Raw genomic sequence first — 13,189 nt, forward strand, 5'->3', positions numbered from 1 at the left:
CCCTACCCTTCCGACAGGCCGTAGCCGGCCATGCGCTTGCGGACCCGCTCGATCTCGGCGCTGGCGAGCAGCGGCGGTTGTCCGATCTGGAGGCAGCCATGATATTGCCGCGCCAGCGTTTCGACCTCGACGGCGAGCCACATCGCCTTGTCCAGCGTCTTGCCGGTCGCGATCATGCCGTGATGGTCGAGCAGGCAGGCAAACCGCCCCTCCAGCGCCCGCACCGCATGTTCGGACAGCTCCACGGTCCCGAACGTCGCATAGGGCGCGCAGCGGATGCTGTCGCCGCCGGCCGCCGCGATCATGTAGTGAACCGGCGGAATCTCCATGCCCATGATCGCCAGGATGGTGCAATAGGTCGGATGCGCATGCACGACGGCGTTGACGTCATCCCGCGACTTCAGGATGTCGCGATGGAAGCGCCATTCGCTCGACGGCTTCTGATCGGGCGCGTGCGCGCCGTCCATGGTCATGAAGACGATCTGGTCCGGCGTCATGGCCTCATAGGGCACGCTGGTCGGCGTGACCAGGAGCCCGTCCACATGCCGGACGGAGATATTGCCCGAGGTGCCCTGGTTGATGCCGAGCGCGTTCATGCGCCGGCAGGCGTCGATGATGGCCTGTCTCTTGGCGGGCTCGTCCGCTGTCATCGACATCCCGATTTCCTGACGATCATCTTGTTAGACCCGAAGTACGTCAAAGCAATGTGGCAGTGCAAGCGAAAGCGGCCCGGATCCGGTGCCACCTTGTCGCCACACCTGCCAAATCACGAAATGGACGGCAAAATCAATGAATTCACGGATTGTCGCAGCCCTATGACAGGCTGGTCCGGACGGCCGCAATCCCGTTGATCACGAACTGCACGGAATAGGCCGCGAGCAGCATGCCGAGGACGCGCGAGAGCACGGCATTTCCGGTGCGCCCGAGGGTCTTGGCGATCAGCTGCGCCGAAACGAAACACAGCATGCAGAGCAGGCAGACCGAGAGGACGACCGCGATGATCACCGCGAGCCTCGCCCCATAGCCGGCATCGCCCGAAAGCAGCAGCGTGGTCGCAATCGCGCCGGGGCCGGCCGTCATGGGGATGGCCAGGGGAAACACCGCGACGTCGGAGGCGTGCTCGGATGTCGCCTTGTCGGCCTCGCGGGCCTCGCGATGCGGACGATCGCCGAAGATCATCTGGTAGGACACGCCGAACAGCAGCAGCCCGCCGGCGATCTGGAAGGCGGGGATGCCGATCCCGAGCTGGCGCAGCAGCCAGTTTCCGGCCAGCGCGATCACCACCAGGATCGAGGCGGCGATCAACGGCGCGCGCAACGCGACGGTCCGTTTGACCTTGTCGGGCATGCCGGTGGTCGCGGCCAGGAAGGCCGGCGCAAGGCCGACCGGATCGACCACCAGCAGCAGCGTGACGAAAGCGGACAGGGCGAAATCGAGCATGTGCCGGCAGGGTTCTCGGGAGCTGGAACGATGGCTTCCGCGCTGACTTAGCCCAGCAAAGCCGCTTTGGAAATCACGGGGAGACGACAATGAGCGACAGTGGAATCGGAATGCTCCTCGGCCACCTCTCGACCAACCTGCTCTGGCTCTGGTTCATCGGCGCCTTCGTGCTCGGCGGAGTCCTCGTCTATGGCGTGACGAAGGCCGGCCGCCTCAGGCGCAGCGAGCGGGCGCAGCTCGATCGCAACACCGAGGCACGGCAGCGCCAGGAAGATCCGTACAAGCGCCCGACCTGAGCGTTCGGCCCCCGCGCCGGTTGCCGTTTGGAACTTTCGTTCATGAAGCGGCTTTGATCGCCTGAGGATTGAGGAGGGCGAGGCCTTCCCGTGTTACCTCATGAGGAGGACGTATGGCTAAAGCAAAGAAGCGCACGACCAAGAAGACCGCGACCCGCCGACCGCGTCAGGCGCCGAAGATGCTCAGCGACCTGTTTCACGAGACGCTGAAGGACATCTATTTCGCCGAGAACAAGATCATCAAGACCCTGCCGAAAATGGCAAAGGCCGCGAACTCCAAGGAGCTCGCAGCGGCCTTCAACAAGCACCTGCGCGAGACCCAGGGCCAGGTCAAGCGGCTCGACCAGATCTTCAAGATGCTGGGCAAGCCGGCGCGCGGCAAGCCCTGCGAGGCGATCAACGGCATCACCGACGAGGGCGCCGAGATCATGAAGGACTTCAAGGGCGCCCCGGCGCTCGATGCGGGCCTGCTCGCGGCCGCGCAGGCGGTGGAGCATTACGAGATCTCCCGCTATGGCACCTTGCGCACCTGGGCCGAGGAGCTCGGCATGCAGGACGCAGCACGGCTGCTTCAGGCGACGCTGGACGAGGAAGAGGCGACCGACCATACGCTGACCGAGCTTGCGACGTCCGTGATCAACCTCGAAGCGGAACAAGAGTATCGCGACGCGGCCTGACCCGCGCCCGCGCCGATGACGGAACGCCGCGGCACCTGCCGCGGCGTTTGCTTTTGCGATCGCACGACGGCGCATGGCACGTCAGCGCCAGTGCACTGGATTTCCCGGGAACCAGCCCCATATGCAGGCTTTCCCACCCCTGAGCCCGCATCATGCAACCGAAGAATCCCCTCGACTGGATGCTGTCCGAAGCCCTGGACCAGCTGACGCGCGCCGACCGGCTGCGCCAGCAGTTCGGCCGTCAGGAAGCCTGCTGGGAGCCGCCGATCGACGTGCTCGAAACCGAGCATGAGCTGCTGATCCTGGTCGCGCTTCCCGGCGTCAATCCCGACAATGTCGAGACGGTCATTCATGACGGTGTGCTCGTCGTTTCCGGCCAGCGCACGCTTCCGCCGGAGCTTCGCAAGGCCCGCATCCACCGGCTCGAACTGCCGCAGGGCCGCTTCGAGCGTCGCATCGCGCTTCCCGTCGGCCGCTACGCCATCAGCCGCTTCGTGATGGACGGCTGCGTCGCGCTGCGTCTCGCCAAATCCTGAGGTCGATCATGGCCACCGAACAGATGAACAACGAACAGACCAATAACGACGTGAAGATCCCCGACGACGCGCTGATCATCATCCCCGTGCGCGAGATGGTGCTGTTCCCCGGCGCCATCGCGCCGATCGCGATCGCGCGGCCGAAGTCGGTCGCCGCCGCGCAGCAGGCGCTGCGCGAGCAGCGGCCGATCGGCATCGTCCTGCAGCGCAGCCCCGAGACCGAAGAGCCGGGCCCGGACGATCTCTATCGGGTCGCGACCATCGCCAACATCGTGCGCTACATCACCGCACCCGACGGCACCCATCATATCGTCTGCCAGGGCGTGCAGCGCGCGCGCATCCTCGACTTCCTGCCGGGCACGCCGTTCCCGGCCGCGCGGATCCAGCAGATCCCGGAGCCGACCACGACCTCGCCGGAGATCGAGGCGCGCGCGCTGAACCTGCAGCGCCAGGCGATCGAGGCGATCGAGCTGCTGCCGCAGGCACCGCCCGAGCTGGCCGCGATGTTCCAGGGCACCACTGCGCCCGGCGCGCTGGCGGATCTGGCGACCTCGTTCATGGACATCAAGCCGCAGGACAAGCAGGAGGTCCTGGAGACCATCGACCTCGCTTTGCGTGTCGAGAAGGTGTCCAAGCATCTGGCCGAGCGGCTGGAGGTGCTGCGCATCAGCAATGAAATCGGCCAGAAGACCCGCGCCAGCTTCGACGAGCGGCAGCGCGAGGCGATCCTGCGCGAGCAGATGGCGACCATCCAGCGCCAACTCGGCGAAGGCGACGGCAAGGCGGCCGAGGTCGCCGAGCTGACGGCTGCCATTGCCAAGGCCAACATGCCGCCCGAGGCGGACGCGCACGCCAGGAAGGAGCTGCGCCGCTACGAGCGCATGCCGGAGGCCGCCGGCGAAGCCGGCATGGTCCGCACGTACCTGGACTGGCTGATCGAGCTGCCCTGGGCGCTGCCCGAGGAGAAGCCGATCGACATCAAGGCGGCACGAGCCATCCTGGATGCCGATCATTTCGGCCTGGAGAAGATCAAGGGCCGGATCATCGAATATCTGGCGGTGCGGAAGCTGGCACCGCAGGGCAAGGCGCCGATCCTGTGCTTCGTCGGCCCGCCCGGCGTCGGCAAGACCTCGCTCGGCCAGTCCATCGCACGCGCGATGGATCGCCCCTTCGTGCGCGTCAGCCTGGGCGGCGTGCATGACGAGGCCGAGATCCGCGGTCACCGCCGCACCTATATCGGCGCCCTGCCGGGCAACATCATCCAGGGCATCAAGAAGGCCGGCAGCCGCAACTGCGTCATGATGCTGGACGAGATCGACAAGATGGGCCGTGGCGTGCAGGGCGATCCCTCGGCCGCCATGCTGGAGGTGCTCGACCCCGAGCAGAACGGGACGTTCCGGGATAATTACCTGGCCGTGCCCTTCGACCTCTCGCGCGTGGTCTTCATCGCGACCGCCAACATGCTGGACCAGATCCCAGGTCCGCTGCTGGATCGCATGGAGCTGATCAGCCTCGCCGGCTACACCGAGGAGGAGAAGCTGGAGATCGCGAAGCGCTATCTGGTGCGGCGGCAGCTCGAGGCCAACGGCTTGACGGCCGAGCAGGCCGAGATCGAGCCGGAAGCGCTGAAGCTGGTGGTCAAGGGCTACACCCGCGAGGCGGGCGTGCGTAACCTCGAGCGCGAGATCGGCAAGCTGTTCCGGCATGCCGCGGTGCAGGTCGCCGAGGGCACGGCTGCCAAGGTCGTGGTGGGGGTGAAGGATATCGCCACCGTGCTCGGCCAGCCGCGCTTCGAGGGCGAGATCGCGCAGCGCACCAGCATTCCGGGCGTGGCCACCGGCCTTGCCTGGACGCCTGTCGGCGGCGACATCCTGTTCATCGAGGCCTCGCGCGTCCCGGGCCGGGGCGGCATGATCCTGACCGGTCAGCTCGGCGAGGTCATGCGCGAGAGCGTGCAGGCTGCGCTGACCCTGGTGAAGAGCAAGGCCACGCAACTCGGCATCGATCAGTCGGTGTTCGAGAAGAGCGACATCCACGTTCACGTTCCGGCGGGCGCAACCCCGAAGGACGGACCGAGCGCGGGCGTTGCGATGTTCACGGCGCTGACGTCCCTGCTCACCAACCGCACGGTGCGCAGCGACACCGCCATGACCGGCGAGATCTCGCTGCGCGGCCTGGTGCTGCCGGTCGGCGGCATCAAGGAGAAGGTGGTGGCTGCGGCCGCTGCCGGCCTGAAGCGGGTGATGCTGCCGGCGCGCAACAAGCGGGACTATGACGACATCCCGAAGAGCGCGCGGGACAACCTCGAATTCATCTGGCTGGAGCGCGTCGACGAAGCCATCGCCGCCGCGCTCGAGCCGGTCGAAGCTCAAATCGGTGCAGCGGCGGAGTGAGTACGATGAAGAAACTGCTGGAAGATGCGAAGCGATCGCGGAAGACGCAGAAGCTGCGCCAATTGCTCGATCGTGCCATCGATCGGGTGCGCGATGCGCTCGCAGGGCCCGAACCGCGGCTTCAGCCGATCCCGGTCCGGGTGAAGCGCCGCAAGGGTTGAGCCCTCCGTCTCAGGCCCTCGCGGCTGCCCCAATCAAAAGGCCCCCTCCTACCCGAGGGGGCCTTTGCGTCGTTAGCCCACGGCGTCCTTGGCCGCCTTGACCGGGCGGGCGCGGACGATCTTGCGGGCCGGCTTGGCCTTGAACATCATCTCTTCACCCGTGAACGGGTTGGTGCCCTTGCGAGCCTTGGTCGCGGGCTTCTTGATGACCACGAACTTGGCGAAGCCCGGCACCAGGAACAGGCCGTTCTTCTTGAGCTCCTTGTGACCAACGTCGGTCAGCGTCTCCATGACGCTCTTGACGTCGCGCTTGGAAAGCTCGGTGGTGGTCGCAATCTTTTCGATCAGCTGCGATTTCGACATTTGGGTTGCCATCGTGTCTCCTCTGATTCGTGACGGCTGCATATTAGACCAACCAGCGAAGGCCTGTAGCCTTCTGCACAGTTTTGTCGCGGTTTTACGGGCATTTTTGGCCCTCTGTGGCAAAAAACCCTGCTTTTTAGCTACTTCCTGAGCGGGAGAAGCCTCGATCAGTGGATTTTGCCTTGTTTCAAAGGCCCGCACGCAACCTTGCTAAAACTGATTCGCGGCTTTCGACAAGCGACGAGGTGCTTCTTTGTGAGAGGTCGATCGTGATTCACCCTGAAAAATAAGGTCCGGAGTGCATGTCGCGGCCTTCCTCCCCGTAAAAACAGGGAGAAAGCGAGGGGATGATTGGCTAGATGCGCTCGATGATGATGGCCGGCGCCATGCCGCCGGCGGCGCACATGGTGACGAGACCACGCTTGAGATCGCGCCGTTCGAGTTCGTCGAGCACGGTGCCGATCAGGATCGAGCCGGTGGCACCGATGGGATGGCCGAGCGCGATCGAGCCGCCGTTGACGTTGACCTTGGCGCGATCGAGATCGAGGTCGCGGACATATTTTTCCGCCACCACCGCAAACGCCTCGTTGATCTCGAACAGGTCGATGTCGTCGACGGTCAGCCCCGCCTTCGCCAACACCTTGCGCGTGGCCGGCACCGGCGCGTTCAGCATCAGGGTCGGGGAGTCCCCCATGTTCGCCATCGCGACGACACGGGCGCGGGGCTTGAGGCCGTGCGCCCTGGCGTAAGCGGGCGAGGCCAGCAGAATCGCAGCGGCACCGTCGACGACGCCGGAGGAGTTGCCGGCGTGGTGCATGAAGTCGATGTTCAGATCCGGATATTTCTGGAGGATCAGACCGCGATAGGTCGTGCCCTTGTCATCGATCGCATAGTCGGCGATTGCCGGGAATGCCGGCTTCAGAGCGCTCAGCCCCTCCATCGTGGTTTGCGGCCGCGGATATTCCTCGTGGTCGAGCGCAAGGCTGCCGTCCTCGCGATGCACCGGCACGAGGCTCTTGTCGAAGTGGCCGTTCGCGATCGCGTGCGCGGCGCGCTTCTGGCTCTCGAGCCCGAGCGCATCGACGTCCCGCCGCGTGATGCCTTCGAGCGTTGCGATCGCATCCGCGCAGACGCCCTGATGCGATTGCGGATGCCGCGCGCGCAGGCGCAGATTGCCGCTATCCATCATCATCGGCCCGCTGCCGCCGCGGCGTCCTTCCATCGACATCATCTCGCAGCCGCCGGCGATGACGAGGTCTTCCGCGCCCGCCATGATCGAGGATGCCGCCATGTTGACGCTGGTGATGCCGCTTCCGCAGAAGCGGTCGAGCGTCACGGCGCTGGCGCGCACGTCGTAGCCGGCATCGAGCGCCGACATCCGGCCGAGATCGCCGCTTTGGGTCGCGACCTGCGCGCTGCAGCCCCAGACGATGTCGTCGACATCGGCCGTGTCGATGCCGGTACGCGTCGCGAGCGCCCGCAGCACGGTGGCACCGAGCTGCTGCGGATGAATGCCGGAGAGTGCTCCCTTGCCGGCCTTGCCGACGCCGCGCGGGGTCCGGCAGGCATCGATGATCAGCGCGTCAGCCATTGGCGTTGTCCTCTTGCTGTGGGTTGTTGAGGACGGTTCTGAATAAGAGGGAGAGGAGAGTCAATGCGAGACGTTTACCGCTTCGCACCCGGATTTTCCGCTGCGCGGTTTGCGAAACCGGCTACGCCCCCGCCGCGTTCGTCGCGATCACGTTGCGGTAGAAACTGGCGCTGAGTTTGGGCGTACGCACCTGGGTGTCGAAATTGACGTGGTATAGCCCGAAGCGCTTGTTCAACCCGTACACCCACTCGAAATTGTCCATCAGGCTCCAGAGGAAATAGCCGCGGACGGGCACGCCCTCAGCGGTGGCGCGCTGCAGCTGGGCGAGATAGTTGCGCAGATACATGATGCGGTCGGTGTCGTAGATCTTGCCGTCCGGCGTGACGGCGTCGTCGCCGGAGGCGCCGTTCTCGCTGATGTAGATCGCGTCCGTCTTCCAGATCTTCGCCGCCAGCTTCGGCACCCAATAGAGCGTCTCCGGCCCGACGCGCAGCCAGTCCGAGTTCATGTGCGGGAACGATTTCGGGATCGGCAGCGGCATGAAGCCCGCGCCCTGGTCGGACGCCACCACATAATTCTGCGGCGCGTAGATGTTGAGGCCGAGGAAATCGACCGGCGAGGAGATGATCTTCAGCTCCGCATCGGTGAATTTCGGCGCGTTGGGCCCGGCGAATTTCAGGAAGGCGTCGGTGTAGCGGCCCGTCATGATGACGTTGAGATAGCCGGCATTCATCTCGCGCAGCGCGATCTCGGCGGCGCGAACGTTCTCCGGGGTGTCGATGGCGGGCGCGCAGGCATCGATGTTCTCGGCCGGCCCCACCTTGGTGCCGCGGCGGCCATGGGCGCGCACCGCCTGCACCGCGAGCCCGTGCGCCAGCGCGCTGTTGTGCCTGATCTGGTTGACCTCGGCCTGCGGCAGCGTCACGCCCGGCGCGTCGATGCCGATGCCGTAACCGAAATAGACGAAGCGGCCGCTCTCGTTCAGCGTGAACACGTTCTTGACGCGGTCGGTCAGATGCCGGGCGACGTAGGCGGCGTAGTCGCCGAAGATCTTGCAGGTCTCGGTCGAGCGCCAGCCGCCGAAGCGATCCTGCAGCGATTGCGGCAGGTCCCAGTGATAGAGCGTCAGCCACGGCTCGATGCCGTTCTTCAGGAGCTCGTCGACCAGGCGATTGTAGAAATCGAGTCCCTTCGGGTTCGGCTTGCCGTCGCCGTCCGGGAACAGCCGCGGCCAGGCCACCGAGAAGCGATAGGCCTTGCAGCCGAGCGCCTTGATCAGCGCGATGTCCTCCTTGTAGCGGTGATAGTGCTCATTGGCGCGGTCGCCGGTGGTACCGTCCTCGATCTTGCCGGGGATGCGCACGAACTTGTCCCAGATCGAGGCCCCTCGCCCGTCCTCGTTGACCGCGCCCTCGATCTGATAGGACGAGGTCGCCGTGCCCCAGACGAAGCCGGCCGGAAAGCCGCCGCCGGCGCGCGGCGGCGATGCCGGCCGGGCTTCGGCCGCGCCGAGCGAACCGGTCAAGCCGGCTGCAGACAGCCCCGCGAGTTTCGCGAACCGGCGGCGCGAGACCTTGTCCGACATCGATGCTTCTCCGCTTCCAAAATGTTGCGGACGCACAATGGCGAGTCCATGGCGGTTTGAGAAGCAAGCTTTGGAACAAGCCGGATACGGAATCGCGCGGCCGGGGGCGCGACATATGGATGCGGGCCAGCCCCGCGCCGGCCTCCGCGATCAGCGCGAGCGCTTCGGCAGCTTTGGCAGCTTGCCGGGATTGAACGCCGGGAACTGCTCGGTTCGTCCCGGTGCCGGCGGCTGCTGTTCGGTCAGGATGAGCGTGCCCTTGAGGATCATTCCGGGCACTTGTCGTGTCGTCGCGGTGTAAGTCGCGATCTTGCCGGGGCAGTTTCCCTCGATATCCAAAGTGAGGTCGTCATCCACGCCGAACACCGTTACACGTCCGTCGGTATGACGCTTCGCTGTTACGGTGGCGGTGAAGCGATCTCCATCGACCCGGCACGAGCCGTGATACGTCATCAGGCTGTCACGACCCCAGATCTGCCCGTCCGCGAGATGAACGATCCCGGTACCCTGGTCGAGCGGCGTCTCGTACCACGCCGCATATGTGCCGTCCTTCAGCATGGGAGCAGTCTCCCTTGGCCATTCCCGTGCGACAATCCGCATGAATAGCGCTAAGAAAGCGTTAATCGCGCGGCCCGTGCCAATCCGGCCTTTGCCTGCGCAGCTCGGCTTCAAGCTCTTCGACGATGCCGTGAAGCAGGCACGCGGCAAGCGGATCCGTCACCTCCCGCTCCAAATACCGATAACGCGCGATCTGGCACTCCTGCTCGGTCAATTGGCGCTCTGTCATCACACGGGCCCTCCGACGAACTGACGCGGAGAGCGCCGGGCAGTTGCATTAAAATTTTAAGATCATTTGACATGGTTTCCGGTTGGTGAAGCCAGCGCCGCACGGAACTTCGGCCGCGCCGGGCCACATCGTCCCGAGGGCGGCCTCTCCTCTAGGAGGGCAGACGAAGCCAGACGTCTCTGCTTGCCAGCGTGCCGTTCGGCGTGGCGATCTCCATGTCCACGACGTGCAGAGAGCCGGGCTCGTCTGCATAGATGTATTTGAGGTGCCACATCAGACCCAGGTCCGGCGAAATGACAAAATCGTCCAATCCGTCGGTGATATCCCGAACGGCCTCGCGGTGCGTCAAGGGCGCAGAAAACATCGCATCGATGAGGTCGGCGAGGCTCATGCCCTCGACGAGCAAAAGTCGCGCGATCTCGTCACCGTAGACGTGCCGAAGCGCTGTAACGATAGCAGCGACGGCGTCCGGATTCTTCAACGCCACAGCAAAGCGAGCCTCCGAAGCCATCATGCCGGAGGCGGGATATTCTGCAAGCTCAGCGTGCGCCATCGCGGAACAAGAGGCGCTGCCTCCGGCCGGGGCCGTTCCTAGAAGGTCACCCGCATCCCCGCGTAGAACGCGCGCGGCCTTGCCGGGCTCAGCGAGCGCGGGTCGGTGAAGTCGTTGCCGCCGTTGGTGAAGTTGGGCAAGGCCTCGCGGTCGAAGAATTGTCCGTAGGTGGCGTAGCGCCTGTCGAAGATGTTGTCGACGCGGCCGTAAAGCTGGATGTTCTTCGCGACCTGGTAGGAGGTGTGGAGATTGAACACCGTGTAGGACGGCAGCTTCGCGAACTGGTTCGACTCGTCGCCGACGATGTATTGGCTGGAGACGAACAGCGCGTTGCCGCCGACCTTCCAGACGTCGGTCACGGCGTAATCGACGCCGACCTTGACGCGGTGGCGCGGAATCGCGGGAATCTGGTTGCCGGGCCTGACCTGGATGGTCTCGCTGGCATCATCGGCGAACGGGCTCTCCGAGCCGAGCTCGAGCGGATCGAGGAAGCGCGCATCGACGAAGGCGTAGCTCGCCTGGAACTGAAGCGTGGGCGACTTGATGTTGACTTCGGCCTCGAGCCCCTGCCGCCGTGTCCGGCCGACGTTTGAGAAATAGCCGAAGCCGGTCCGGCCAACGACCGGCACCGCCATGATGTCGTCGTGATTGGTGGCGCGGAAGCCGCCGATCTTCCATCCCAGAGTGCCGATGTTCAGTTCCTTGGTGCCGCGGAAGCCGGCCTCCACGGTCTTGGAGACGACCTGCTTCAACGGCGGATCCGCAACCAGGAAGGCCGCGATGAGACAGGGCCTGGCGGGATCCGCGCAGCCGAGCTCGAGCGGCGTCGGCACGCGGTTAGCCTCGGAATAGCCGGCATAGGCGGTCAATCCCGGCGTGATCTTGTAAGTGCCGCCAATGATCGGATTGAAACGGGTGAAAGTGTGATATCCGTTCAGCGCAGTCCCGAGCTGATCTTCGAGCGAGATCCGCGCCGCGTTGAAGCGACCGCCGCCCGTGATGGCGAACGCGTCCGTGACGTTGAACGTATCCATCGCGTAGAGGCCATTATACTGATTGACGGTTCGCAGCGACACGGGACCGGCAACGGGATCTGCCGCGGGGGTCGGCCCCAGGAAGACGCCGCTGCCGCTGACGACGTAGTTCTCTCCCATCGAGCCGATTTCGGAACTGGCGTTGTAGCGCGTAACGCTGGCGTCATAGGTTGAACCCATCACGAAGCGGTTGTCATGGCCGAACAGTTGATCGGTGTTGGTGGCCTGCCCCGAGACGCCGAATGTGGACGAACGGATCGAGCCCCGGTCGATCGCGCCGAGGATCGTTCCCGGCGCATAGGGGTTGGCGAGCTGACCGCCGCCGGCGCCGTTGGCGGGTGAGGTGTCGTCGCCGAAGCAGAGCAGCGTCGCATCTGCAGCGCACTCCTCCACGTCTGTTGGATTGCCGTCGACGATGTTCTGCTCGAACCTGCGCACACGGGCGCTGCCTTCGAAAGTCCAGGTCGGCGTCGCATCGACTTTTCCGGTCAGATTGAGATAGCCGACGCGATTGGAGGTGGTCTGCGGCGTCGTGTAGGTCGCGCCCCAGTATTTATCCAGCAACTCGGCCGGGACGGTGGCGCTTGCACCAAATTTGTTCTTGGCGGCACCCATGTTGACGTGGAATTCGCTGTCGCCAGCCCTGTAACCGACATCGCCGTAGAAGCGCCGAACGGTCGATTGGGAGAAATTGCGGAAACCGTTGTCGCGCAGGCCTTCGAGCGCGGCGTAGACCGCGTAATTCTGATCGACCTGCTTGCCCCATTGCGCCGAGCCCTGGATGCGACCGAACGAACCGCCCATCACGTCGACCTCGGCGCCCTGATAGGTGAAACCGTCCTTCATTTGCAGGTTGAGCGCGCCGCCTAGCGCGTTGAGGCCGAACGCCGGGTTGTTGGTCACCAGCGTTACCGACCTGATGGCGGCGGTCGGGATCAGGTCCCAGTTGACGGCATCCGAGAACGCTTCGTTGATGCGGACGCCGTTCTGATACACCGCAAGGCCCTGCGGCGTGCCCACCACGGGCGAAGCGACGAAGCCGCGGAATTCGACATCCGGCTGGAATGGATTGCCGGTGACCTCGGTGATGTTGACGCCGGCGATATTGTCGCGCAGCGCGTCGGTGACGTTCAGCGATCCGGTGCGCTTGATCTGGCTGGCATCGACGGCGTTGATCGCCGACGGCACTTTATCGACGTCGAGGCCGCGGCCCATGCCCGGCGCGGTCGGGTAGACGTAAAGCCGCGTCTTCGGAGCGGCGGACGACGGCGCCCCTATGCGCGCGACCGGCCGCGTCGGCGCGGTACGCCTGGCCACCGACGGCGGTGGCGCTGCGACTTCGACCGGCGGCAGATTCTGGACGTTGGTCTCCTCGTCCTGCGCGGCAGCCGCGTCGGTTGCCACGACCATTCCCGTGGAAATTGAAATGATGATCAGACCGCGAACGCGCATGCCGCCTCCACCCGTACCCTCTTGTCCGGCTATTTGTTTCCCCGCCGGTTGAGCAAACGATACAAGCCAACCGCCGAAAAGCACCAGCCGTAAAAGGTCAGGCCCGTCCGGAGCACGAATTCCCGATCAAATCGGGAATTATTCCCGATTCAATTGGCGGGCGGGAGCCGCTGTCCATCTTGCCGTAATGGGAACTATTCCCGGTCGCGGCGAGACATTTTGCCGAACTTCGCGAACAGCCTCCGTGCAATCCTCGATTCGACGTCGCGACTTAGGTCACGAGTCATTCATCCGTAGACTCACCCCGCCCCCGTGGCGGGG

The 13,189-nt window shown here is 64.8% G+C and carries 14 protein-coding genes; 5 read left to right on the plus strand and 9 right to left on the minus strand.

Going from position 1 to position 13,189, the window contains the following annotated elements; translation table 11 throughout:
* Positions 1 to 2 precede the first annotated feature (2 nt).
* A complete protein-coding gene (locus CIT39_RS24910) occupies positions 3 to 656 on the minus strand; it encodes a class II aldolase/adducin family protein (RefSeq protein WP_181955114.1) in 654 nt (217 codons plus the stop codon).
* Between the two features lie 157 nt (positions 657 to 813).
* Positions 814 to 1,440, minus strand: a complete 627-nt coding sequence (locus CIT39_RS24915; protein ID WP_094971791.1) for a MarC family protein — start codon at positions 1,438 to 1,440, stop codon at positions 814 to 816.
* An 89-nt stretch (positions 1,441 to 1,529) separates the two neighbouring features.
* Here CIT39_RS24915 and CIT39_RS24920 point away from each other — a divergent pair, with 89 nt between their 5' ends.
* The 5 genes from CIT39_RS24920 to CIT39_RS24940 all read left to right on the plus strand — a co-directional run bounded on the left by CIT39_RS24920 (position 1,530) and on the right by CIT39_RS24940 (position 5,503).
* Positions 1,530 to 1,736 (plus strand): hypothetical protein, encoded by a 207-nt coding sequence (locus tag CIT39_RS24920; protein WP_094971792.1) that lies wholly within the window; start codon positions 1,530 to 1,532, stop codon positions 1,734 to 1,736.
* 113 nt (positions 1,737 to 1,849) lie between these two features.
* Positions 1,850 to 2,413, plus strand: a complete 564-nt coding sequence (locus tag CIT39_RS24925) for a YciE/YciF ferroxidase family protein (RefSeq protein WP_094971793.1) — start codon at positions 1,850 to 1,852, stop codon at positions 2,411 to 2,413.
* 152 nt (positions 2,414 to 2,565) lie between these two features.
* Positions 2,566 to 2,949: an Hsp20/alpha crystallin family protein gene (locus CIT39_RS24930; protein ID WP_094891270.1), complete on the plus strand. Its 384-nt coding sequence runs from the start codon at positions 2,566 to 2,568 to the stop codon at positions 2,947 to 2,949.
* An 8-nt stretch (positions 2,950 to 2,957) separates the two neighbouring features.
* Positions 2,958 to 5,342, plus strand: a complete 2,385-nt coding sequence (gene lon / locus CIT39_RS24935) for an endopeptidase La (RefSeq protein ID WP_094971794.1) — start codon at positions 2,958 to 2,960, stop codon at positions 5,340 to 5,342.
* A gap of 5 nt (positions 5,343 to 5,347) precedes the next feature.
* Entirely contained in the window at positions 5,348 to 5,503 is a 156-nt protein-coding gene (locus tag CIT39_RS24940) for a hypothetical protein (protein ID WP_162848670.1), read from the plus strand.
* Positions 5,504 to 5,575: 72 nt separating this feature from the next.
* Here CIT39_RS24940 and CIT39_RS24945 read toward each other — a convergent pair whose 3' ends face one another.
* The 7 genes from CIT39_RS24945 to CIT39_RS24975 all read right to left on the minus strand — a co-directional run bounded on the left by CIT39_RS24945 (position 5,576) and on the right by CIT39_RS24975 (position 12,868).
* Positions 5,576 to 5,878, minus strand: coding sequence for an HU family DNA-binding protein (locus tag CIT39_RS24945; protein ID WP_007601427.1), 303 nt, complete (start codon positions 5,876 to 5,878; stop codon positions 5,576 to 5,578).
* A 343-nt stretch (positions 5,879 to 6,221) separates the two neighbouring features.
* On the minus strand, positions 6,222 to 7,457 hold the full coding sequence (locus CIT39_RS24950) for an acetyl-CoA C-acetyltransferase (RefSeq protein ID WP_094971795.1): 1,236 nt from the start codon (positions 7,455 to 7,457) through the stop codon (positions 6,222 to 6,224).
* A gap of 121 nt (positions 7,458 to 7,578) precedes the next feature.
* Positions 7,579 to 9,042, minus strand: a complete 1,464-nt coding sequence (locus CIT39_RS24955; RefSeq protein ID WP_094971796.1) for a GH1 family beta-glucosidase — start codon at positions 9,040 to 9,042, stop codon at positions 7,579 to 7,581.
* Positions 9,043 to 9,192: 150 nt separating this feature from the next.
* Entirely contained in the window at positions 9,193 to 9,600 is a 408-nt protein-coding gene (locus CIT39_RS24960) for a hypothetical protein (RefSeq protein ID WP_162308669.1), read from the minus strand.
* Between the two features lie 61 nt (positions 9,601 to 9,661).
* The gene (locus tag CIT39_RS24965) at positions 9,662 to 9,814 is read right to left on the minus strand and encodes a hypothetical protein (RefSeq protein ID WP_162308317.1); all 153 of its coding nucleotides are present in this window, start codon (positions 9,812 to 9,814) and stop codon (positions 9,662 to 9,664) included.
* A gap of 166 nt (positions 9,815 to 9,980) precedes the next feature.
* Entirely contained in the window at positions 9,981 to 10,343 is a 363-nt protein-coding gene (locus CIT39_RS24970) for a hypothetical protein (RefSeq protein ID WP_094971798.1), read from the minus strand.
* A 77-nt stretch (positions 10,344 to 10,420) separates the two neighbouring features.
* Positions 10,421 to 12,868, minus strand: coding sequence for a TonB-dependent receptor (locus CIT39_RS24975; protein WP_094971799.1), 2,448 nt, complete (start codon positions 12,866 to 12,868; stop codon positions 10,421 to 10,423).
* Positions 12,869 to 13,189 lie beyond the last annotated feature (321 nt).

The organism is Bradyrhizobium symbiodeficiens (genome assembly GCF_002266465.3).
GTDB lineage: Bacteria > Pseudomonadota > Alphaproteobacteria > Rhizobiales > Xanthobacteraceae > Bradyrhizobium > Bradyrhizobium symbiodeficiens.